This window comes from Microbacterium sp. AK031 (genome assembly GCF_024807145.1).
Taxonomy (GTDB): Bacteria; Actinomycetota; Actinomycetes; order Actinomycetales; family Microbacteriaceae; genus Microbacterium.
The window spans coordinates 623,943-645,722 of record NZ_JANUCA010000001.1; the positions used below are offsets into that span (position 1 = coordinate 623,943).

Below are 21,780 nucleotides of genomic sequence, written 5' to 3' on the forward strand. Positions count from 1 at the left end.
TGGTGCACATGAGCAGGCAGATCCGCTTCAACGCATTCGACATGAACTGTGTGGCCCATCAATCGTCAGGAATGTGGCGGCATCCGCTCGACCAGTCCGCGCGCTACAAGGAGCTCGGCTACTGGACCGATCTGGCGAGGCTGTTGGAGCGGGGGCACTTCGACGGGATCTTCATCGCGGACGTTCTCGGCACCTATGACGTGTACGGCGGCTCGAACGAAGCCGCCATCCGACACGGTGCCCAGGTGCCGGTCAACGACCCCGTTCTTCTCGTCAGCGCCATGGCTGCAGTGACCGAGCACCTCGGCTTCGGCGTGACAGCGGGAACCGCCTACGAGCATCCGTACCCGTTCGCGCGGCGTATGTCGACCCTCGACCACCTCACGGGCGGACGCGTCGGATGGAACGTCGTCACCGGCTACCTGCCCTCCGCTGCTCGCAACATGGGACACGACGACCAGCTCGAGCATGATCAGCGCTATGACGTGGCCGACGAGTACCTTGAGGTCACGTACAAGCTGTGGGAGGGATCGTGGGAGGACGATGCCGTCATCCGTGACCGCGAGAGCGGTGTGTTCACCGATCCGTCCAAGGTGCATGAGATCGGGCATCGGGGCGAGCACTTCACGGTTCCGGGCATCCACATCTCCGAGCCGTCGCCGCAGCGCACGCCCGTCATCTATCAGGCCGGCGCCTCTCCCCGCGGCATCGCGTTCGCCGCGGGAAACGCCGAGGCGATCTTCGTCGCCGCTCCCACCAAGGCGGTGCTCGCAGGAGTCGTCTCGCGCATCCGAGATGCGCTAGAGGCGGCAGGGCGTGACCGCTACTCCGCCAAGATCTACACGCTCCTGACGATCATCACGGACGAGACCAGCGAGAAGGCGCACGCCAAGCACGACGACTACCTGCAGTATGCGAGCGATGAGGGCGCACTGGTGTTCATGTCGGGCTGGATGGGGATCGACCTGTCGCAGTACGACCTCGACGAGCCGATCGGCAACGTCAAGAGCAATGCCATTCAGTCGACGGTGGCGAACTTCCAGCAGGCCGACGAAGACGGCAAGGAATGGAAGGTCCGCGACATCGCCCGGCTCGGTAACATCGGAGGACTCGGGCCACGCGTCGTGGGTTCGGCCGTCGAGGTCGCCGACTTCCTTCAGGAGTGGGTCGAAGAGACGGACGTCGACGGCTTCAACCTCGCGTACGCCATAACGCCAGGCACGTTCGAGGACATCGTCGAGTTCATCGTGCCCGAATTGCAGCATCGCGGCGTGTATCAGACGCAGTACGTTCCAGGGACGCTCCGTCACAAGCTGCACGGGCGCGGCGACCGGCTGCCCGACGAGCATCGCGGTGCCGGCTACAGCCTGCGCAACGCGGCCAAGGTCTGAGCGCGTTCAGCGCGCGCTCGCTCAGGCGATGGCGATCGGCTCGGTCGCGGGAGTGCCATGCTTTCGCACCTTGAGGATGCGGTAGCCCTTGCCGGTCGCGGTGCGGAAGACGCTGTACCCGGGCTGGAACGTCGCTGCCAGCCATCGCTGGAGTGAATCAGCGCCGAGGTTGCGCTGTACGACGAGCCAGGCGTCGCTGCGCTCATCGAGACGGGGGATCCAGCGTTCGAGCATGTCGTGCAGCACATTCTTGCCGACGCGGATCGGCGGATTGGATCGGATGGTGCGGAAGACGACATCGTCGGGAACATCATCGGGCTGCACGGCGTTGATATTGGTGATGCCGAGAGATTCGGCATTTCGACGAACAAGGTCCAGGGCGCGCTCATTCACATCGACCGCCCACACGGTGGCGTGAGGAGAGGCGAGAGCCATCGTGATGCTGATGGGTCCCCACCCGCTTCCGAGGTCGAGGAAATTGCCGCTGGGTGGCAGCGGAGGCATGCTGGCGAAGAGGACTGCGGTGCCGGCATCCACGCGGTCGGGGCTGAAGACGCCACCAGCGGTCGTCACCTCGAGTTCACGACCTGCGAGCGTCACCCGGATGCTTCGCAGATTCTCCGCACTTGCCGGGGCCGCAGTGAAGTAGTGATCAGACCCCATACGGTGAGCGTACCGGACAGCAGGGTTAAGATTAAGATGTCGCACACAGAAGGCAGAGGATGACGAAAGCCACAGACGAGACACTCAACGACGAGACGCTGGATCGCGTGCTTGCGAGCGCAGAGACGCGCACACAAGCCCGGGTCTTCGGCACAGCCCAAGCGCTGCAGGACTCCGCCACAGCCGTGTACAGCGATCGCGATGGCGACCAGTGGGATCTGGAGGATCGCCACGCGCTGCGTCGCGTCGTCGGTCTCTCGACCGAACTCGAAGACGTCACCGAGGTCGAATATCGACAGCTGCGACTCGAGAACGTCGTGCTGGTCGGCGTGTACCCGCAGGGCGCCCAGACGGACGCCGAGAACTCGCTTCGCGAACTCGCCGCTCTTGCCGAGACGGCAGGTGCCGTGGTGCTCGACGCCGTGCTGCAGCGCCGCCCGAATCCGGACCCTGCGACATATCTCGGCCGCGGCAAGGCGCAGGAACTCAAGGACCTCGTCGCTGCGACCGGCGCCGACACGGTGATCGCCGACACTGAGCTCGCACCGAGCCAGCGGCGTGCACTGGAAGACGTCGTCAAGGTGAAGGTCATCGACCGCACGACGGTCATTCTCGACATCTTCAGCCAGCACGCCAAGAGTCGCGAGGGCAAGGCCCAGGTGGAGCTGGCTCAGCTGGAGTATCTGCTGCCGCGCCTGCGCGGCTGGGGTGACTCCATGAGCCGACAGGCCGGTGGACAGGTCGGTGCCGGCGGCGTTGGCATGGGCTCACGGGGACCGGGTGAGACGAAGATCGAGTTGGATCGACGGCGCATCCGCACCAAGATGGCGCTGCTGCGTCGGCAGATCCGCGATTTCGGGCCGGCACGCGAGGCCAAGCGCGCCGAGCGCAAGCGCAACACCATTCCGTCGGTGGCGATCACCGGTTACACGAACGCGGGCAAATCGAGTCTGCTCAACGCATTGACCAGCGCAGGCGTGCTGGTCGAGAACGCGTTGTTCGCGACCTTGGACGCCACGGTGCGGCGCACGGAGACCTCTGACGGTCGCGTGTACACGTTCACCGACACGGTGGGCTTCGTACGCAACCTGCCGCATCAGCTCGTCGAGGCGTTCCGCTCCACGCTGGAAGAGGTCGGCGAGGCTGACATCGTGCTGCACGTCGTCGACGGGTCGCATCCCGATCCTGCAGGACAGCTTCAGACCGTCCGCGACGTGATGGGCGACGTCGGAGTGCGTGGTCTTCCCGAGATCGTCGTGTTCAACAAGGCCGATCTCATCTCAGATGACGACCGCCTCGTGCTGCAGGGCCTCGAACCGCGTGCGCACTTCGTGTCGTCACGATCCGGTGAGGGCATCGAAGAGCTGCGGGCCGCGATCGACGAGGCGTTGCCGAAGCCCGCCGTAGAGGTGCATGCGATGGTGCCGTACGACCGCGGCGATCTCGTTGCGGCCATCCACGAGACCGGGATGCTGTTGTCGGCGGAGCACGGCGAGAAGGGCACCGATGTCCGTGCGCACGTGTCCGAGCGGCTGGCAGCAGAACTGGCGCCCTTCGCGCTCTGAGCGGGTGCGGTCGCACCCGACGGCTTCTCGTCGGACGATTCAGCGCGCGTTGAAGCGCGCTTCCACCGTCGCCGACACGACGATCTCGTCTGGCTCGTACTCCATGGACGGCGCGGAATCGGCAGCGACGAATGCGGCGCCCCGCGCCTTCATCGTCTGCGGAGCGCCCGGCGTCTGGCCGTGGGAGATGAGGCCGACGTCGGCGATCTCGATGGGCGTGACCGAAGCGAGTCCCAGAGCGGCGGCGTATGCCTCTGCGCGTGCGACAGCGACGTTGACCGCCGAGGAGGCGACATCGCGCTCGACGCGCGTGCGGGTCTCCGGTGTGAGATGCCAATCCACCCAGCTGACCTCGACGCCGTCCCAGGCCGAGATGTCTGACACCCAGATCGACAGCTCGGATGGATCCGTGAACGTGGCGCTGAAGTCGACGCTCGCGCGATAGACCAGCGCCAGGCGCTTGCCCTCATTGTTCCAGGGTCGGTCAGCGCTCACCGCGAGGCGCTTGCTCGCCCACTCGGCCACCGTGCCGGCATCCTTGCACTGAGTGATGCTGGCGCGCACCGGCTCGGCGAGGTGCATGAGCTGATCGACGACCGAGGTGCGCTCGGGCCCCTCCGTGCGTACGGTGACGCGGATCGTCGCGCGTTCCGGGACCACACGTGCTTCGTTCTCGCCGCGGACGGTGATGGTGACATCGCTCATGGGAGCGACTCTACGCCAGCCTCACGTCCGGACCTCGATGCCGGCACCGGCATCGGAATAGCGTGCGGGCCGAATCCGTTGTATCCTGTGATGCTCGGGTGTTTCGATACCTGTGCTGATAAATCCACAGAGTGACAGTGGTTCCTTCGAAAGAAGACACACGGGGCTGATCGGTTTCGACAGTGCTTGTGAATTCACGTGAAGCGGGCCGAGGATGCAGGGTTATCTCGTGAACGCTCCCTGCAAAACAATAGTTGCCGAAACAAAGCGCAACGACTTCGCCCTCGCTGCATAAGCGAGCCCGATAGTCCGTCAGGCCGTATGTGATTCCGATACGGATCCTGGCGTCATCTAGGAATCTTGCTGTGTGACGGCGTCTGGACGTCACACGGGACTCTTCCCAGGCTGGGCTTGTCGACTTAGGTGTCTGTGACAAAGGTCGGAGCCGAGTAGAACGTCTGCACAGACTGCGCCCGGAGAAGCCGTGGATACTCGGCGTTGGACGGGGGTTCGATTCCCCCCAGCTCCACAAAGCCACTGTCACTGATGAAGCCCTTCGAAACCGTGTACACGGTTTCGAAGGGCTTCTCTGTGTCCGGTGATCGCCTGGTCAGCTCACTAGAAGTCGACCAGGATGAGACGCCGCCTGGTGTCTGCGACCTTCGCCCAGCCGTCGCCGAACTCGTACGTCATGCCGAAGCCTTCTTCGTCGACAGCGATGGCGAAGTCGGGATTCTCGGTGATGTACACGTGCCCGTCGGTATCTGCACGCTGCCACCCCTCAGCGAAGAGCTTCTGCTGCGCGGCGCTCGATGTCGCCTGATCGATCGGCGCCCATCCGAAGACCTGCACGTGATCGGATGCGACGGAGAAATCGCCCCAGACGCACTGGATGCCGCCCTCGATCACGTCGGCGCCGAGACGGAACTCCTTCTCCTGGTGGGTCCAACCATGCTCGCTCAGCGCCGCGACAGTGCTGGGCGCGATGATCGTCTCGCAGGTAGGCGCGGCTCCGGCAGTCTTCTCCGGCTCTGGCGTCGCGGTCGGCGTGGGCGTCGGCTCAGGTGACGGGGCCGTCGTCTTGGTGGGTTTCGGCGTCGGAGTCGTTTCCGGCTCAGCTGCGGCGGAGCACGCCGACAGCGTCAGTGCGATCATCACGGCTGCGAGCGCGGTGGAAGAGATACGGCGGATCATCGCTGCTTTCGGGTCAGGGATTCTGGGTCGCGTGAGCGAGTTCGAGGAACGCGTCGTGCAGCAGCCCGTTGGTGGCCAGGGTCGAACGGGCTGCGATCGTGTCGACGCCGTCGAACGAGGTGAATGTCCCGCCGGCTTCGCGCACGATCGGCACCGCGGCGGCGATGTCGTATTCCTTGACGTCGAACTCCGCGACCATCTCGAGACGTCCCTCTGCGAGCAGCATGTACGAATACACGTCACCGAGGGCGCGGTCCCGCCACACGCGATCTGCGATGCGCAGCAGTGCGGGGAGATGCCCGGCATCCGCCCACTGTGTGATGCTCTGGAAGCTCACGGCCGCGTCATCCAGCGACGCCACCGCCGAAGTCTCAAGGCGCCTGGGGTCGGCATCCGTCGCCGTCCATGCGCCGGTGCCGGTCGATGCCCACCAGCGCCGGCCCAGTGCCGGCATGCTGACGACGCCGACATGGGGTGTTCCTTCGACGGCGAGTGAGATCATCGTGCCCCACAGCGGCACACCGCGCATGAAGTTCGCTGTGCCGTCGATCGGGTCGATGATCCACTGACGATGGCTTTCGCCTTCGGTTCCGAATTCCTCGCCGAGGATGCCGTCGCCGGGGCGTTCTTCGGCGAGAAGAGCGCGGATGGCGCGCTCCGTCGCGAGATCGGCGTCGGTCACATGGGAGCGATCGGCTTTCGTCGAGATCCTCAGATCGCTCGCGTCGAAGCGGGGAAGGGACTGTGCGTCGGCGACGTCTGCCAGCCGAAGGGCGAGGGTGAGATCGCTCGCGAAATCAGCGGCTGCGGGGGAGTCGGTCACACTCTCAGGATAGTCGCCGTCGTGCGCGGACGACTGCCGCCTCGATTTCGCATGACGCTGTGAAACTGGTAGTGTAATTCCTCGGCCGGGGAAACCGGGCCACGCACCTCTAGCTCAATCGGCAGAGCAATTGACTCTTAATCAATGGGTTCAGGGTTCAAGTCCCTGGGGGTGCACGGATCAGCCTCGTAGACTCTCGCCAGTCTTCGAGGCTTTTCTGCTTTGAGCCCAGAATTCGATGGCCTGATCGTCCATTCACTCAGGTCTTCAGCCCGGTCATCGCCGCACTTCGCTCCCAGAGTTCATGAGCCAGATCATCCCTCGTGCTCTGCGGGTTCACCCGAGCTGCGACGGAGCGCTTCTCGTAGTAGAGCCCAGGCACCCACGCCTGACCGGGAGTCGTCTCGGAGAGCCAGACGAGCTGATCGGCGCCGGATGCGGGCGTACCGAGGAACCTGCGCGCGAAGGTGTTCGTGTAGAGGAAGCCCATCGCCCTGTTGCTCGTGCCGGCGGCGAACGCAGAAGCGATCACACCGGGGTGAAACGCTGCAGCGTTCACGCCGTGAGGGTTGAGGCGGTTGTGCAGCTCGCGGGTGAAGAGGATATTCCCCAGTTTCGCCGCGCCGTAAGCCCTCATCGGCGTGTACTGTCGCCGACTGTTGAGATCGGCCATGTCGATACTGCCGAACAGGCGGGCGGCGACGCTTGCTGTCTGGATGACTGTGGCGCGGCTGGCGATCAGGACGTCTTGCAGCAGATTCGTGAGGAGGAACGGGGCCAGGTGGTTCACCTGGAACGTCTGCTCGAACCCGTCGACGGTTTCGGCTCTGGCGCCGAACATGCCTCCCGCATTGTTCGCGAGAACGTCGATCCGGGGATGCTTCGCAGCGAGTGCCGCAGCGAGCTCGCGTACGTCATCGAGCCGGGAGTAGTCGGCGACCAGATGATCTGCCTTCAGGTCCGCGGCTATCGCACGCGTCTTCGCCGGCGAGCGCCCGACCACGACCACCTCATGTCCATCGGCGTGCAGACGGCGCGCAGCTGCCGCGCCGATCCCGTCACTGGCGCCTGTGATCACCACGGTTCTTCGGTCGCGCAACTCTTCTCCTTCAGCCTCCCGCGCAGTCGCGATCAGTTCGCGACGGCGATGACCTCACCGCCGGTGAGCGTGCGAAGAGTGTCGAATGTCAACGGCATCACCGTGTGCGGGTGACCGGCGGCCGCCCAGATCTCGTCGTACGCGGCGAGGGCCTCGTCTAGGTATGTCGTCAGTGGCGCAGGATGGCCGACGGGTGCCACTCCGCCGATCGCCTGGCCGGTGGCCTCCCGAACGACGGATGCCGGCGCCATGGCCACTTCTTGGGCGCCGATGCTCGCGCGGAGTACATCGAAGTCGACCCGGTGGCCGCCGCTGGTCATCACCAGGACGGCCGCTCCATCGGCGACGAGCACCAGGCTGTTGGCGATCGCTGCGACGTCGCAGCCGATCGCGGCGGCTGCTGCAGCGGCGGTGCGCGCGGAGTCGGGGAGCACTGTGATCTCGGTATTCACTCCGGCGGCCTCAAGATGCTGCATGACGATGATGCTGCGCGCGGGAAGGGACGTCTCGGTCATGGCCCCACGCTACCGAACCAGCGCAGCGTCGAGTCGAACGCGTCTCAGCGCCGCGCGCTCGCGATGCGCGACGAGAGCTGATGGGCGTGGGCCAGCAGAGTGCGTCCGAGATGTGCGATCCGATCGGGGCCGAACCGGAACTCCACGCCCGTCAGGCTCAGCGCCCACTCGGGGCGTCCTGCGCGATCGAAGGCCGCGGCGCCCATTCCCCAGCTCCCCTCGACGATGAGCCCTGGATTGATCGCGTAGCCGCGCTCCTTGGTGTCAGCGAGTCTGGTGCGAAGCGGCTTCACGTCATGCGTGCGGCCCCAGCGCTCACTGAGCTCAGGATGCCGTTCGAAGTAGGCATCCACATCGTGGTCAGGAAGGAACGCCAGAATCGCGAGGCCGGCGCTCGCGACACCGAGTGGGAACCGTACGCCCTCGCTGAGCACGAAGGAGCGGATCGGGAACGAGCCCTCCTCGCGCACCAGGCACACGGTCTCATCCGCCCGGCGCACCGATAGGAACGCGCTCTCCTCGGTCTTCACGGCGAGCGAACGCACGATATCGCGCGCGAGCGCGGTGATGTCATAGCGGGCCGCAGCGACGGATCCCATGAGGAACAGCTCCGGTCCCGGCATCCATCTCGCCGTCTCCTCATCGCGGTCGACGAGCCCCTCTGCCCGCAGCGCGCTCAGGAGCCGGTGCGCAGTCGAACGGGAGAGATCGGCAGACTGCGCCAGCTCGTGCAGGTTCGCCCCGGATTCACCGCTCGCCGTCACAAGACGCAAAAGGCTGGCGGCGCGAGCAACGGCCTGCGCGCCGGGGACGGTTCGAGACATGTTCACAATGTGGACGCTACCGAGACAAACGACCACATCGCAAGATCCTGCTTCGATTTCGCTCTCGGCAGGCGGATGCTGGAAGAAGACCTCACACGAAGGAGTGATGCGTGATCGACAAGCAATGGGCGTCGGCTGAGGAAGCCGTCGCAGACATCCCTGACGGCGCATCCCTTGCAGTCGGGGGTTTCGGGCTGTCCGGAAACCCGATCGCCCTTATCGAGGCGCTGCTCGCACAGGGGACTACCGACCTCAGTATCGTGAGCAACAACTGCGGCGTCGATGACTGGGGACTCGGGGTCCTGCTGAACGCGCAGCGCATACGTAAAATGACGTCGTCGTACGTCGGTGAGAACAAGGAGTTCGAGCGCCAGTTCCTCTCCGGTGAACTCGAGCTCGAGCTCACGCCTCAGGGAACGCTCGCCGAGAAGCTGAGAGCCGGCGGGTCGGGTGTCGCCGCATTCTTCACCCAGACAGGGGTCGGCACGCAGGTCGCCGAAGGAGGGCTTCCGCGCCGCTACAACGCCGACGGATCCATCGCCGTGGCGTCGCCTGTCAAAGAGGTGCGCACATTCGATGTGAACGGCACGCCCAAGGAGTTCGTGCTCGAGGAGGCCATCACCACGGACTTCGCCCTCGTGCATGCGATGGCGGGGGACCGGCATGGCAACCTCGTTTTCAACAAGGCCGCACGCAACTTCAACCCGCTCGCGGCCATGGCGGGACGAGTGTGCATCGCGCAGGTCGAGCAGCTCCTCGAACCCGGTGAGATCGAGCCGGATCGTGTGCACCTGCCCGGTGTCTTCGTACACCGCATCGTCGAGGTGGGTACAGACATCGAGAAGCGCATCGAGCGCCGCACCGTCTCCCAGAGCGCCGTCACCGATACCGTCACCGGACAGGAAGGATCCTGACATGGCACTCACCCGCGAGCAGATGGCCGCCCGCGCCGCAGCCGAGCTCACAGACGGCTCGTACGTGAATCTCGGCATCGGCCTGCCCACTCTCGTTCCGAACTATGTGCCCGACGGCGTCACGCTCGTGCTGCAGTCGGAGAACGGCATCCTCGGAGTCGGTCCGTATCCGACCGAGGAGAACGTGGACCCCGACCTCATCAACGCGGGCAAGGAGACGGTCACGACGCTTCCAGGAACCGCGTTCTTCGACTCGGCCACGAGCTTCGGCATGATCCGTGCCGGCAAGATCGACGCCGCGATCCTCGGCGCCATGCAGGTGTCGGCCACGGGGGACCTCGCGAACTGGATGATCCCAGGCAAGATGGTCAAAGGCCCGGGCGGCGCGATGGATCTCGTCCACGGAGCCGGCCGCCTCATCATCCTGATGGAGCATGTCGCCAAGGACGGCTCGGCGAAGATCGTCAACGAGTGCTCCCTCCCTCTGACAGGCAGGGGAGTGGCTCACCGGATCATCACCGACCTCGCGGTGATCGATGTCACTGACGAGGGGCTCGTGCTGGTGGAGACCGCACCCGGCGTGAGCGCGCAGCAGGTCATCGATGCCACCGAACCCCCGCTGGTCATCTCGGACGAATTCAAGGAGCAGTCATGACCGATATCGTCATCGTCGCGGCGGCACGGACGCCGCAGGGAAGGCTGAAGGGACAGCTGGCCCCGTTCACCGCACCGCAGCTCGGTGCGTTCGCGATCAAGGGCGCACTGGCGCAGGCAGCGATCGACCCTTCTGCGATCGACGCAGTGATCGTCGGTCAGGTGCTCGCGGCCGGATCCGGTCAGAACGCCGCCCGTCAGGCCGCCATCGGCGCCGGCATCGGGTGGGACGTTCCAGCGCACTCGGTCAACAAGGTCTGCCTGTCCGGGCTGACGGCCATCATCGATGCCGCGCGCATGATCCGCACCGGCGACGCCACGACCGTGGTTGCCGCAGGCATGGAGTCGATGACGCGTGCACCGCACCTGCTCATCGGCTCACGCGACGGCTGGACCTACGGCAGCGTGGAGGTGCTCGACCACATGGCCTTCGATGGCCTCACCGACGCCTACGACCAGGAGAGCATGGGCGCGTCGACCGAACGTCACAACGAACGCTATGAGCTCACGCGCGAGGCGCAGGATGCCGTCGCTGCTGCCTCCCACCAGCGTGCGGCCGCGGCCACAGACGCCGGAGGGTTCGACGCGGAGATCGTGCACGTCGAGGTGCCGCAGCGCAAGGGCGAGCCACTGCTCGTCACGAAGGACGAGGGCATTCGCCCTGAGACCACGACCGAGACCCTCGGGAAGCTGCGAGCGGCATTCGCCGATGGCGGTTCGATCACCGCGGGCAACTCGTCCCAGATCTCGGACGGCGCTTCAGCGGTCGTCGTGACGACGCGCGAGAACGCGGAGGCGCACGGGTGGCCGGTACTCGTGACGGTCGGAGCCAACGGCCAGACCGCCGGACCGGACAACTCGCTGCAGGCGCAGCCCGCGCGCGCGATCGAACGCGCACTCGACAAGCAGGGCATCACGGCCGCCGATCTCGACCTCGTGGAGATCAATGAGGCGTTCGGTGCTGTGGTGGCACGCTCCACGTCGGAGCTCGGCATCTCGCACGACATCGTCAACGTGCACGGCGGCGGGATCGCCATCGGGCATCCGATCGGCGCGTCGGGCAACCGCCTGGTCGTGCACGTGGCTCACGAACTCGTGCGTCGTGGGGGCGGCACGGCAGCGGTCGGCCTGTGCGGTGGTGGCGGACAGGGCGAAGCGCTGATCCTCACGCGCTGATCGTGTCGATCAGCGGCGCTCCTTTGCATGACCCTGCGCGTCGGCTAGTGCCTTCTGCGACCGGAACTGCAACCGCTGAGCCTTCTTAGCCTTCTTGACCGACTGGGGTGAATCGGCGTCGACGAGATCGCCGCGCCTCTCACGTCGCATGTCGATCACAGCGCCGATCGCGAGCGCAAGGGTGATTCCCCAGCTCACCCAGGAGAGCGCGGCGCGCCAGGTGAGAGGTTCTTCGCGGGTGCCGCGCAGCAGTGACACTCCTGCAGAGATCGCTGCGATGAGTCCTGTGCTGAAGAGGTAGCGCATACTCTCACGCTACCTGGTCGAACGCATCGGCTCCGGAGGCTGGAATCGCTCAGCTGCGATCGGTACGATGACAGCGGCGTGCCCGCACGCCCGAAGCTGTGTATCTACCGGCCGTCGGCACCCCGGCGGACAACGGCGGCACCGGATCCCCGCGTCCTCGGACGCGCGAGAGTCATGACCCAGACACACGCATCCACCTCGCCGAACCTGCTCCGTGAGGCCGGTCTCGCCTATTTCATCGTCGCGTTCGTCGCGCGTCTCCCCTTCGCGATGATGGTCGTCGCTCGTCATGTACGGCGATGCCGCTGATCTCTTCGTTCTCGTCGCGGCGTTCGGGATCGGCGCGACCGCCCCGCAGGTCGCTCCGATGTCACGTTCGCGGCTCGTCACGATCATCTCCGAGCGGATGCCGGAACACGTGCGCGCTCGCACCCTCTCCGCAACCATGGCCTACGAGTCCGCCGCAGACGAGACCGTGTTCGTGTTCGGCCCGTTCATCGTCGGAGTGCTCGCATCCTTGATCGCCCCGTGGGCACCGCTGGTCATCGCGGCAGCGCTCACCGTCGTATTCGTCGGCGCCTTCGCTCTGCACCCCAGCGGGCGGCATGTCTCCCACCACCGGGATGCACGAGGGCGCGCGCCGTCGAGAGCGGTGGAACTGTTGCGGCCCGATCTGCTCGTCGTGGTGCTCGGCATCCTTGGCATCGGGATCTTCTTCGGCACGATGCTCACCTCGCTGACCTCGTTCATGGCAGACCGCGGCGTGGCGGAACAGGCGGGGCTGCTCTACGGAGTCATGGGGGTCGGGTCGGCGATCATGGGCATCGGTATCGGGCCGACCCTCGTGACGCAGTTCAGCCTCGGCGCGGCGCGCAGCCCCCTCGGAAGAACCGCGACCGTGATGACGATGCTGGGCTCCGGCGTGATCGTCGGGCAGGCCCTAGGGGCAACCGCAGCGGGTGAGATCGCCGAGTCGATCGGCACATCAGCGGCGTTGTTGCTGCCGATGGCGGCCGCGGCGACCGCCTTCGTCGCCGGCGTCCTGAACGGGTACCTCGGCCACAGGCGGCCGCGCAGTCGATAGCCTGGGGGAAACGACCGTCGACATGAGGAGTCCCATGACCACCGCTGATTTCGTCGTCGTCGCGAACCGGCTTCCTGTGGACCGTGTGGTGAGTGCCGACGGCGAGGAGACCTGGAGAACGTCACCCGGTGGCCTGGTGGCGGCGCTCGAGCCCGTCATGAAGCAGGTCGATGGCGCATGGGTCGGGTGGGCCGGTCAGGCGGATCTCGAACTCGAACCCTTCACAGCGAACGACATCCGGCTGATCCCGATCGCGCTGAGCGCTCAGGAGGTCGCGGAGTACTACGAAGGTTTCGCCAACGACACGATCTGGCCGCTCTATCACGACGTCATCGCGCCGCCACAGTTCCATCGTGAGTGGTGGGACGCCTACGTCGCGGTGAACCGACGCTTCGCAGAGGCCGCGGCAGCCGTAGCGGCGGAGAACGGCACGGTGTGGGTGCACGACTATCAGCTGCAGCTCGTGCCCGAGATGGTGCGGGCGCTGCGGCCTGATGTCACCATCGGGTACTTTCACCACATCCCCTTCCCGATGCACGGTCTGTATGCCCAGCTTCCGTGGCGCGATCAGGTGCTGCGCGGACTGCTCGGCGCCGATGTCGTCGGCTTCCAGCGTGCGCAGGACGCCACGTACTTCCTCGCCGCGGTGCGGCGACGGCTCAGGTACGACGTCAAGGCGACGACAGTCGCAGTGCCGGGGGAGAACGGCGATCGCACCGTCATCGCCAAGGCCTTTCCGATCTCGATCGACACCTCTCCGTATCTCGAGCTCGCGGCACGGCCTGACGTGCAGGCCCGCGCACTCGAGATCCGGGAGAGCCTGGGGAATCCGAAGCGCATTCTGCTCGGTGTGGACCGCCTCGACTACACCAAGGGCATCCGCCACCGGATCAAGGCCTATGGCGAGCTTCTCGCAGCCGGGAGGCTGAAGGTCGAGGACGTCATCCTCATCCAGGTCGCGAGCCCGAGCCGAGAGCGTGTCGATGCGTACATCACGCTCCGTGACGAGATCGAACTCGCCGTGGGCCGGATCAACGGCGACACGGACACCATGGAGCACACGGCGATCCGCTACCTGCACCAGGGATACCCCCGCGAGGAGATGGTTGCCCTCTACCTCGCGGCCGATGTGATGCTGGTCACAGCGCTCCGGGACGGCATGAACCTCGTCGCCAAGGAGTACGTCGCATCTCGGACGGACAATCGCGGCGTCCTCGTGCTGAGCGAGTTCACCGGTGCGGCAGATGAGCTGCGACAGGCCGTGCGCGTGAACCCGCACGACATCGAGGACCTGAAGGACGCCATCATCACGGCCGTCGAGATGCCCCCGGGCGAGCAGGGCAAGCGGATGCGCTCTCTGCGGCGCCGAGTGCTCGAGCACGATGTGATCGCCTGGTCATCGGCGTTCTTGGAAGCGCTGTCCGCAGCTCGCGCCTCGCGGCCATGAGACGCTGATCCCGACCTGCACCGACCCGACCGCTCAGACGAGGAGACCCTGTGACCCGTACCTGGACACCCGGAACCGCCGACGACGCACTGACGGCCATCGCCGGCACCCCACGACTGGTCATCGCGCTGGATTTCGACGGCACCGCATCGCCCTTGGTCGCCGAGCCGATGGCTGCGCGAGCCCTGCCCGAGGTGAAAGCCCAGCTCGACAGACTCGCCGCGCTTCCCGACACCTTCATCGCCTACGTCTCGGGTCGCAGCATGCACGATCTGCAGGCGATCACCGAGCACGCAGAAGACTCGCTCATCGCCCTCGCCGGATCGCACGGCGCGCAGTACTGGTTCCCCGGTGTCGGCGACTCCGAGGCGGCAGCGGTGGAGACCGATGACGGCGCCCGCGAAGAGCTCTGGGCCGCTGCCCAGCCGATCGTGGAGCGCTATGAGAACGTGCGACTCGAGCCGAAGACGTTCGGCATGGGCATCCACACGCGTCAGGCGACGCCGGAGGTCGAGGCCGCGGTCTTCGCCGAGATCGATGCATTGGTGGCCGAGCGGTTCCCGCACTGGCGCCGCAGGGCAGGTCATCGTGTCCTGGAGTTCTCCTCCAGAGCCGAGGGCAAGGATGCCGCGATGATCGCGCTGCGGGACCACTTCGATGCCACCGGCATCCTGTTCGCGGGCGACGACGTGACGGACGAGGACGCGATGCGGGTGCTGCAGCCGGGTGACCTCGGGGTGCGCGTCGGACCGGGGGAGAGCGCCGCCGCCCTGCGTGTGGAGAACCCACAACAGATGGCCGCGCTTCTGGAGGCGCTCGTGGCCGAGCGGACTGCCCGACAGGAATAGACTGCCGTCATGTCCCCGCAAGATCCTTCTTCGAACGCGCCCATCGACATCAAGCCCCGAAGCCGAGTCGTCACCGACGGCATCGAGGCCACGACCTCGCGAGGAATGCTCCGTGCCGTGGGCATGGGCGACGCGGACTGGGACAAGCCCCAGATCGGCATCGCATCCAGCTGGAACGAGATCACGCCGTGCAACCTCAGCCTCGACCGCCTCGCGCAGTCGGCCAAGGAGGGTGTGCACTCCGGCGGCGGCTACCCGCTGCAGTTCGGCACGATCTCCGTCTCGGACGGCATCTCGATGGGCCACGAAGGCATGCACTTCTCGCTCGTCTCGCGAGAGGTCATCGCCGATTCGGTCGAGACCGTCATGATGGCGGAGCGTCTCGACGGCAGTGTGCTCCTTGCCGGCTGCGACAAGTCGATCCCCGGCATGCTCATGGCCAGCGCCCGCCTCGGGCTCTCCAGCGTCTTCCTGTACGCAGGGTCCATCGCACCGGGCTGGGTGAAGCTCTCGGATGGCACCGAGAAGGACATCACGATCATCGACTCGTTCGAGGGCGTCGGCGCACACCGCGCCGGTCGGATGAGCGCAGAAGACCTCAAGCGCATCGAGTGCGCGTTCGCTCCGGGAGAGGGCGCCTGCGGCGGAATGTACACCGCCAATACGATGGCGTCCGTCGCCGAAGCCCTCGGACTGAGCCTTCCTGGCTCCGCTGCTCCGCCGTCGGCTGACCGCCGCCGCGACTACTTTGCGCACCGCTCCGGCGAGGCGGTCGTCAACCTGCTTCGCCTGGGAATCACGACCAAGGAGATCCTGACGCAGGAGTCGTTCGAGAACGCCATCGCCCTGGCGATGGCTCTCGGCGGCTCGACCAACGTCGTCCTCCACCTGCTCGCGATCGCTCGCGAAGCCCAGGTCGAACTGAACCTGCACGACTTCAACCGCATCGGCGACAGGACACCGCACATCGCCGACATGAAGCCGTTCGGCCAGTACGTCATGAACGATGTCGACCGCCAGGGCGGCATCCCCGTCATCATGAAGGCGATGCTCGACGAGGGCCTGCTGCACGGCGATGCACTCACCGTCACGGGCAAGACGCTCGCCGAGAACCTCGCGGAGCTCAACCCGCAGCCGCTCGACGGCGAGGTGATCCACGACTTCGACAACCCGATCCACGCCTCCGGCGGCATCACGATCCTGCACGGTTCGCTCGCTCCTGAGGGCGCTGTCGTCAAGTCGGCCGGCTTCGACGCCGACGTGTTCGAGGGTCCCGCCCGCGTGTTCGAGCGGGAGCGCGCCGCGATGGATGCACTCGCCGAGGGCGAGATCAACGCGGGTGACGTGGTCGTGATCCGCTACGAAGGTCCCAAGGGCGGACCAGGCATGCGCGAGATGCTCGCCATCACCGGGGCCATCAAGGGCGCTGGGCTCGGAAAAGATGTACTACTGTTGACTGACGGACGATTCTCAGGCGGCACAACCGGCCTGTGCATCGGCCACATAGCACCCGAAGCGGTGGACGCAGGTCCGATCGCCTTCGTGCGCGATGGTGATCTGATACGGGTCGATATCGCAGCTCGCTCTCTTGACTTACTCGTCGATGAGGCAGAGCTCGCCTCCCGCCGCTCTGGCTGGGAGCCACTACCCCCGCGCTATACCCGTGGCGTTCTTGCCAAGTACTCGCGACTCGTGCGTTCCGCTGCGGAAGGCGCGACGACCGGTTGATCCTCGTCGGCCTCTCGCCGACGACTTCTCAGATCATCAAGGAAAGACATGACTGCTGATTCTGTTTCGGCCGTTCCACGGCCGCCATCCCAGAAGACCGCCGCTCCCGAGATCACCGGGGCCGAGGCTGTGGTCCGTGCTCTCGGACTTCTCGGAGTGACCGATGTGTTCGGCATCCCGGGCGGGACGATCATGCCCGTCTACGACCCGCTGCTCGACGACGACACCGTTCGGCACATCCTCGTTCGTCACGAACAGGGCGCCGGCCACGCGGCAGAGGGCTACGCGGCAGCGAGCGGCCGCACCGGCGTCGCGATCGCGACCTCGGGCCCCGGCGCGACCAACCTGGTGACCGCGATCGCGGATGCCTACATGGACTCGGTGCCACTGGTGGCGATCACTGGACAGGTGTTCAGCCATCTGATGGGAACCGACGCGTTCCAGGAGGCCGACATCGTCGGCATCACGATGCCGGTGACGAAGCACTCGTTCCTCGTGAAGCACCCAGAGGACATCCCCGCCGCCCTCGCGGCGGCGTTCGAGATCGCCTCGACAGGGCGGCCCGGTCCCGTGCTCGTGGACATCACGAAGGACGCCCAGCAGAAGTCGGCACCGTTCGTCTGGCCACCCAAGGTCGACCTGCCCGGCTATCGTCCCGTCACCAAGGCGCACGGCAAGCAGATCCAGGCGGCGGCCGCTCTGCTCGCAGAAGCGAAGAAGCCGGTGCTGTATGTCGGTGGCGGTGTCGTCCGCGGCCGTGCTGCGGCAGAGCTTCTGGCCCTCGCCGAGTCGACCAATGCGCCCGTCGTGACGACGCTCATGGCGCGCGGAGTGTTCCCCGATTCCCATCAGCAGCATCTCGGCATGCCCGGTATGCACGGCACGGTTCCGGCAGTGCTCGCGCTGCAGGAATCCGACCTCATCGTGGCGCTCGGCGCACGATTCGATGACCGTGTGACCGGAAAGGCAGCCGACTTCGCACCCAACGCGAAGGTCGTGCACGTCGACATCGATCCCGCGGAGATCTCGAAGATCCGCAACGCAGACGTGCCGATCGTCGGCGATGTGCGCGACGTGCTGATCGATCTTGACACCGCCTTCCGCGGAGTCGTCGGAAGCACGAAGCCGGACATCTCGGAATGGTGGTCTTACCTCGACGGGCTGCGCGAGGAGTTCCCGCTCGGGTTCTCGCCCACCGAGGATGGCTTGCTCGCCCCGCAGCATGTGATCCAGCGGATCGGTGAGCTCACCGGTCCTGAGGGCATCTACGTCGCCGGCGTCGGGCAGCACCAGATGTGGGCCGCGCAGTTCATCAAGTACGAGCGCCCCAACGCGTGGCTGAACTCCGGTGGTGCAGGCACCATGGGCTACTCCGTCCCTGCCGCCATGGGTGCCAAGGTCGCAGAGCCCGATCGGGTCGTGTGGTCGATCGACGGCGACGGATGCTTCCAGATGACCAATCAGGAACTCGCCACCTGCGCGATCAACAACATCCCGATCAAGGTCGCGATCATCAACAACTCCTCCCTGGGCATGGTGCGCCAGTGGCAGACGCTGTTCTACGACGGTCGCCATTCGAACACCGATCTGAACACCGGCCACGGCACGAGTCGCATCCCCGACTTCGTCAAGCTCGCCGAGGCCTACGGCTGCCTCGCGATCCGGGTGGAGAAGGAAGAAGAAGTGGATGCCGCTATACAGCTGGCGCTGGAGACCAACGACCGCCCAGTCGTGATCGACTTCGTCGTCTCGGCGGATGCCATGGTGTGGCCGATGGTGCCGCAGGGGGTCAGCAACAGCTACGTCCAGTACGCGCGCGACCATGCGCCCACGTTCGATGAGGAGGTCTGAGATGTCCACCCATGTGCTGAGTCTCCTCGTCGAGGACACACCCGGTCTGCTGACCCGAGTCGCAGGGCTGTTCGCTCGCCGCGGCTTCAACATCGAATCCCTCGCCGTCGGCGTCACCGAGGTGCCCGGCGTGTCCCGCATCACGGTCGTCGTCGACGTCGATCAACTGCCGCTCGAGCAGGTGACGAAACAGCTCAACAAGCTGATCAACGTCATCAAGATCGTGGAGCTCGACTTCGCGACCTCCGTGCAGCGCCATCACGTGCTGGTCAAGGTGCGCACCGACAATGCCACTCGCTCGAACGTGATCGAGATCGTGAATCTGTTCCGCGCATCGGTCGTCGACTACGCCACGGATGCGCTGGTGATCGAGGTCACCGGCGACAAGGGCAAGATCGAGGCGATCCTTCGAGCCCTCGAGCCGTTCGGCATCAAGGAACTCTCGCAGTCCGGCCTGCTCGCGATCGGTCGCGGCGGCAAGAGCATCACCGAGCGCGTCCTGCGCGGCTGACCCACCAGACCCATAAGAACCTTCAGAAGGAAAGAGAAACACAACGTGAGTACTGAGATCTTCTACGACGCCGACGCCGACCTGTCCCTCATCCAGGGCAAGAAGGTCGCGATCGTCGGCTACGGTTCGCAGGGCCACGCCCACGCGCAGAACCTGCGCGACTCGGGTGTCGAGGTCGCGATCGCGCTGAAGGACGGCTCGAAGTCGGCAGCCAAGGCAGAAGAGGCCGGATTCCCGGTCAAGTCCGTGGCGGATGCCACCACCTGGGCCGACGTCATCATGATCCTCGCGCCCGACCAGCACCAGCGCACGATCTATTCCGAGTCGATCGCCCCGAACCTGACCGAGGGCAAGACCCTCGCGTTCGCACACGGCTTCAACATCCGCTTCGGCTACATCGATGCTCCCGAAGGCGTCGACGTCATCCTCGTCGCGCCGAAGGCACCTGGACACACCGTGCGCCGCGAGTTCGTCGCCGGCCGCGGCATCCCCGACATCATCGCCGTCGAGCAGGATGCTTCCGGCCAGGCCTGGGCCCTCGCGCTCTCCTACGCGAAGGCCATCGGCGGCACCCGCGCCGGCGTCATCAAGACCACCTTCACGGAAGAGACCGAGACCGACCTGTTCGGCGAGCAGGCCGTGCTCTGCGGTGGCGTCAGCCACCTCGTGCAGGCCGGCTTCGAGACGCTCACCGAGGCGGGCTACCAGCCGCAGATCGCCTACTTCGAGGTTCTGCACGAGCTGAAGCTCATCGTCGACCTCATGTGGGAGGGCGGCATCGCCAAGCAGCGCTGGTCGATCTCCGACACCGCCGAGTTCGGCGACTACGTCTCGGGCCCGCGCGTGATCGACGCACGCGTCAAGGAGAGCATGCAGGGCGTGCTCGCCGACATCCAGTCGGGTGCATTCGCGAAGCGCTTCATCGACGACCAGGACAACGGTGCCGAGGAGTTCCTGGCGCTGCGCGCCAAGGAGGAGCAGCACCCGATCGAGGTGACCGGCAAGGAGCTGCGTTCGCTCTTCTCCTGGAAGCAGCAGGACGACGACTACGTGGATGGTTCGGCCGCGCGCTGATCCTCTTCCTCAAGAAGAACGGGCATCCCTCTATGGGGTGCCCGTTCTTCGTATTCTGAGGAGATTCGGCGGCATACATCGGATGTCTGTGCCAGGATGAAAGGAGACCAAGCGAGAGGCGATGATGAAGCAGCAGTGGTTCGACGAGGCGCGATTCGGCATGTTCGTGCATTTCGGTCTGTACAGTGCGGCGGCTCGGCACGAGTGGGTGCAGAACTACGAGCGGCTCACGGACGCAGAGTACCGCCCGTATTTCGAGCATTTCGATCCTGATCGCTTCGATGCGAAGGCGCTTGCGCGTCGCGCCAAGGACACCGGCATGGGATATGTCGTCCTGACGACGAAGCACCACGACGGATTCGCGCTGTGGGACTCGGCTCTCACTGACTTCACCTCGGTCACCGCGTGCGGACGAGATCTGGTGTGCGAGTACGTCGACGCTCTTCGAGAGGAAGGCATCAAGGTCGGGCTCTACCACTCCGTGATCGATTGGCATCACCCCGATTTCACGGTGGACTGGAACCACCCGCGCCGTGATGACGAGAATGCGCATGAACTCAATGCCGGCCGGGACATGGCGCAGTATCGCGCGTACCTGCACGGTCAGGTTCGTGAGCTCTTGACCGGCTACGGCGAGATCGACTATCTGTTCTTCGATTTCACCTATCCTGAGGCGAAGGACGGTTGGGATGGCAAGGGTCCTGAGGATTGGGATGCGCAGACGCTGCTCGCGCTGTGCCGAGAGCTGCAGCCGAACATGCTGGTCAATGATCGACTCGGCATCCCGGCTGACTTCGTCACGCCGGAGCAGTACCAGCCGACGGCGCCGATCGTGAGCGACGGCGTGGCGCTGACCTGGGAGGCCTGTCAGACGCTGAACGGCTCGTGGGGCTATCACCGGGACAACACAGATCAGAAATCGGCGACTCTGCTGGCGCAGATGCTCACCGACTCCGTGTCGATGGGCGGCAATATGCTGCTCAACGTCGGCCCAGACGGGCGCGGTGCCATCGCGCCGCGTGACGCGCAGGTGCTCGACGAACTCGGCGACTGGATGCGGCTGCACCGTGACGCGATCATCGGGGCCGGACATGCGCCGTTCGCTCCGCCTCGCGAAGGCGTGTACACGATGCGGGGGGATCGGCTCTACCTGCACCTGTTCTCCTGGCCGATGGGCTTCGTCCACCTTCCACAGCTCGCAGGCAGGGTCGCTTTCGCACGACTCCTCAACGACGGCTCGTGGCTCAAGACGTCCGTCAGCGATCCGGATCAGCAAGCGGATCTTATGACGCCTGCGGGGGAGGCGGAGGGCACGCTCACAGTGCATCTGCCCGTTCGGCGTCCTGATGTGCTCATCCCCGTCGTCGAGCTGACCCTCGTCGTGGACTGACTGTTGCGGGGCAGTGTC

At 65.6% G+C, this 21,780-nt stretch carries 22 protein-coding genes, 1 tRNA gene and 1 other RNA gene; 16 read left to right on the forward strand and 8 right to left on the reverse strand.

Features of this window, described 5'->3' with window-relative positions; genetic code table 11:
* Positions 1 to 8 precede the first annotated feature (8 nt).
* Positions 9 to 1,391: an LLM class flavin-dependent oxidoreductase gene (locus tag HDC95_RS02920; protein WP_259061677.1), complete on the forward strand. Its 1,383-nt coding sequence runs from the start codon at positions 9 to 11 to the stop codon at positions 1,389 to 1,391.
* 21 nt (positions 1,392 to 1,412) lie between these two features.
* On the opposite strand, the gene HDC95_RS02925 is transcribed toward HDC95_RS02920, so the two are convergent.
* Positions 1,413 to 2,054: a class I SAM-dependent methyltransferase gene (locus tag HDC95_RS02925; RefSeq protein ID WP_259061678.1), complete on the reverse strand. Its 642-nt coding sequence runs from the start codon at positions 2,052 to 2,054 to the stop codon at positions 1,413 to 1,415.
* A gap of 59 nt (positions 2,055 to 2,113) precedes the next feature.
* Between HDC95_RS02925 and hflX the strand changes: the two genes are divergently transcribed.
* The gene (gene hflX / locus HDC95_RS02930; RefSeq protein ID WP_259061679.1) at positions 2,114 to 3,619 is read left to right on the forward strand and encodes a GTPase HflX; all 1,506 of its coding nucleotides are present in this window, start codon (positions 2,114 to 2,116) and stop codon (positions 3,617 to 3,619) included.
* A gap of 39 nt (positions 3,620 to 3,658) precedes the next feature.
* Here the strand turns inward: hflX and HDC95_RS02935 are convergent, their stop codons facing one another.
* Positions 3,659 to 4,324, reverse strand: a complete 666-nt coding sequence (locus tag HDC95_RS02935) for an SIMPL domain-containing protein (RefSeq protein WP_259061680.1) — start codon at positions 4,322 to 4,324, stop codon at positions 3,659 to 3,661.
* A gap of 162 nt (positions 4,325 to 4,486) precedes the next feature.
* On the opposite strand from HDC95_RS02935, the gene ssrA reads away from it, so the two are divergent.
* Positions 4,487 to 4,856: a transfer-messenger RNA gene (gene ssrA, locus HDC95_RS02940) on the forward strand.
* An 86-nt stretch (positions 4,857 to 4,942) separates the two neighbouring features.
* On the opposite strand, the gene HDC95_RS02945 is transcribed toward ssrA, so the two are convergent.
* Complete coding sequence (locus HDC95_RS02945; RefSeq protein WP_259061681.1) at positions 4,943 to 5,518, reverse strand: hypothetical protein; 576 nt, start codon at positions 5,516 to 5,518, stop codon at positions 4,943 to 4,945.
* A 13-nt stretch (positions 5,519 to 5,531) separates the two neighbouring features.
* Positions 5,532 to 6,341, reverse strand: coding sequence for an inositol monophosphatase family protein (locus tag HDC95_RS02950; protein ID WP_259061682.1), 810 nt, complete (start codon positions 6,339 to 6,341; stop codon positions 5,532 to 5,534).
* Between the two features lie 103 nt (positions 6,342 to 6,444).
* Here HDC95_RS02950 and HDC95_RS02955 point away from each other — a divergent pair.
* Positions 6,445 to 6,517 (forward strand) — tRNA-Lys (locus tag HDC95_RS02955).
* A gap of 83 nt (positions 6,518 to 6,600) precedes the next feature.
* Here HDC95_RS02955 and HDC95_RS02960 read toward each other — a convergent pair.
* The 3 genes from HDC95_RS02960 to HDC95_RS02970 are packed head-to-tail and all read right to left on the reverse strand — an operon-like array spanning position 6,601 to position 8,779.
* Positions 6,601 to 7,440 carry an SDR family NAD(P)-dependent oxidoreductase gene (locus HDC95_RS02960; protein WP_259061683.1) on the reverse strand — a complete coding sequence of 280 codons (840 nt, stop codon included), beginning with the start codon at positions 7,438 to 7,440 and terminating at the stop codon, positions 6,601 to 6,603.
* 32 nt (positions 7,441 to 7,472) lie between these two features.
* Positions 7,473 to 7,955 carry a YbaK/EbsC family protein gene (locus HDC95_RS02965; protein WP_259061684.1) on the reverse strand — a complete coding sequence of 161 codons (483 nt, stop codon included), beginning with the start codon at positions 7,953 to 7,955 and terminating at the stop codon, positions 7,473 to 7,475.
* A 44-nt stretch (positions 7,956 to 7,999) separates the two neighbouring features.
* Positions 8,000 to 8,779 (reverse strand): IclR family transcriptional regulator, encoded by a 780-nt coding sequence (locus HDC95_RS02970; protein WP_259061685.1) that lies wholly within the window; start codon positions 8,777 to 8,779, stop codon positions 8,000 to 8,002.
* 110 nt (positions 8,780 to 8,889) lie between these two features.
* Between HDC95_RS02970 and HDC95_RS02975 the strand changes: the two genes are divergently transcribed.
* From HDC95_RS02975 to HDC95_RS02985, 3 genes are read left to right on the forward strand one after another with little or no spacing between them, the layout of a single operon-like run.
* Positions 8,890 to 9,693 carry a CoA transferase subunit A gene (locus HDC95_RS02975; RefSeq protein WP_259061686.1) on the forward strand — a complete coding sequence of 268 codons (804 nt, stop codon included), beginning with the start codon at positions 8,890 to 8,892 and terminating at the stop codon, positions 9,691 to 9,693.
* Position 9,694: 1 nt separating this feature from the next.
* Positions 9,695 to 10,348 carry a 3-oxoacid CoA-transferase subunit B gene (locus HDC95_RS02980; RefSeq protein ID WP_259061687.1) on the forward strand — a complete coding sequence of 218 codons (654 nt, stop codon included), beginning with the start codon at positions 9,695 to 9,697 and terminating at the stop codon, positions 10,346 to 10,348.
* Positions 10,345 to 11,523, forward strand: a complete 1,179-nt coding sequence (locus tag HDC95_RS02985; RefSeq protein ID WP_259061688.1) for an acetyl-CoA C-acyltransferase — start codon at positions 10,345 to 10,347, stop codon at positions 11,521 to 11,523. Before HDC95_RS02980 ends, HDC95_RS02985 begins: the two co-directional genes overlap by 4 nt.
* A gap of 9 nt (positions 11,524 to 11,532) precedes the next feature.
* On the opposite strand, the gene HDC95_RS02990 is transcribed toward HDC95_RS02985, so the two are convergent.
* Positions 11,533 to 11,829, reverse strand: a complete 297-nt coding sequence (locus HDC95_RS02990) for a hypothetical protein (RefSeq protein ID WP_259061689.1) — start codon at positions 11,827 to 11,829, stop codon at positions 11,533 to 11,535.
* Between the two features lie 174 nt (positions 11,830 to 12,003).
* Between HDC95_RS02990 and HDC95_RS16800 the strand changes: the two genes are divergently transcribed.
* The 9 genes from HDC95_RS16800 (at position 12,004) to HDC95_RS03030 (ending at position 21,762) form a co-directional block, all read left to right on the forward strand.
* Complete coding sequence (locus tag HDC95_RS16800) at positions 12,004 to 12,138, forward strand: hypothetical protein (protein WP_310503223.1); 135 nt, start codon at positions 12,004 to 12,006, stop codon at positions 12,136 to 12,138.
* A complete protein-coding gene (locus tag HDC95_RS02995; RefSeq protein ID WP_310503224.1) occupies positions 12,119 to 12,913 on the forward strand; it encodes an MFS transporter in 795 nt (264 codons plus the stop codon). The genes HDC95_RS16800 and HDC95_RS02995 overlap by 20 nt, the downstream gene beginning before the upstream one ends.
* Positions 12,914 to 12,947: 34 nt before the next feature.
* Positions 12,948 to 14,360 (forward strand): trehalose-6-phosphate synthase, encoded by a 1,413-nt coding sequence (locus HDC95_RS03000; RefSeq protein WP_259061690.1) that lies wholly within the window; start codon positions 12,948 to 12,950, stop codon positions 14,358 to 14,360.
* A gap of 50 nt (positions 14,361 to 14,410) precedes the next feature.
* Positions 14,411 to 15,208 carry a trehalose-phosphatase gene (otsB, locus tag HDC95_RS03005; RefSeq protein ID WP_259061691.1) on the forward strand — a complete coding sequence of 266 codons (798 nt, stop codon included), beginning with the start codon at positions 14,411 to 14,413 and terminating at the stop codon, positions 15,206 to 15,208.
* 9 nt (positions 15,209 to 15,217) lie between these two features.
* On the forward strand, positions 15,218 to 16,936 hold the full coding sequence (ilvD, locus tag HDC95_RS03010) for a dihydroxy-acid dehydratase (RefSeq protein ID WP_259061692.1): 1,719 nt from the start codon (positions 15,218 to 15,220) through the stop codon (positions 16,934 to 16,936).
* A 48-nt stretch (positions 16,937 to 16,984) separates the two neighbouring features.
* A complete protein-coding gene (locus HDC95_RS03015; protein ID WP_259061693.1) occupies positions 16,985 to 18,787 on the forward strand; it encodes an acetolactate synthase large subunit in 1,803 nt (600 codons plus the stop codon).
* 1 nt (position 18,788) lies between these two features.
* On the forward strand, positions 18,789 to 19,298 hold the full coding sequence (ilvN, locus tag HDC95_RS03020; protein WP_259061694.1) for an acetolactate synthase small subunit: 510 nt from the start codon (positions 18,789 to 18,791) through the stop codon (positions 19,296 to 19,298).
* A 45-nt stretch (positions 19,299 to 19,343) separates the two neighbouring features.
* Positions 19,344 to 20,372 carry a ketol-acid reductoisomerase gene (gene ilvC / locus HDC95_RS03025; protein WP_259061695.1) on the forward strand — a complete coding sequence of 343 codons (1,029 nt, stop codon included), beginning with the start codon at positions 19,344 to 19,346 and terminating at the stop codon, positions 20,370 to 20,372.
* Between the two features lie 121 nt (positions 20,373 to 20,493).
* A complete protein-coding gene (locus HDC95_RS03030) occupies positions 20,494 to 21,762 on the forward strand; it encodes an alpha-L-fucosidase (RefSeq protein ID WP_259061696.1) in 1,269 nt (422 codons plus the stop codon).
* Positions 21,763 to 21,780: the final 18 nt, after the last annotated feature.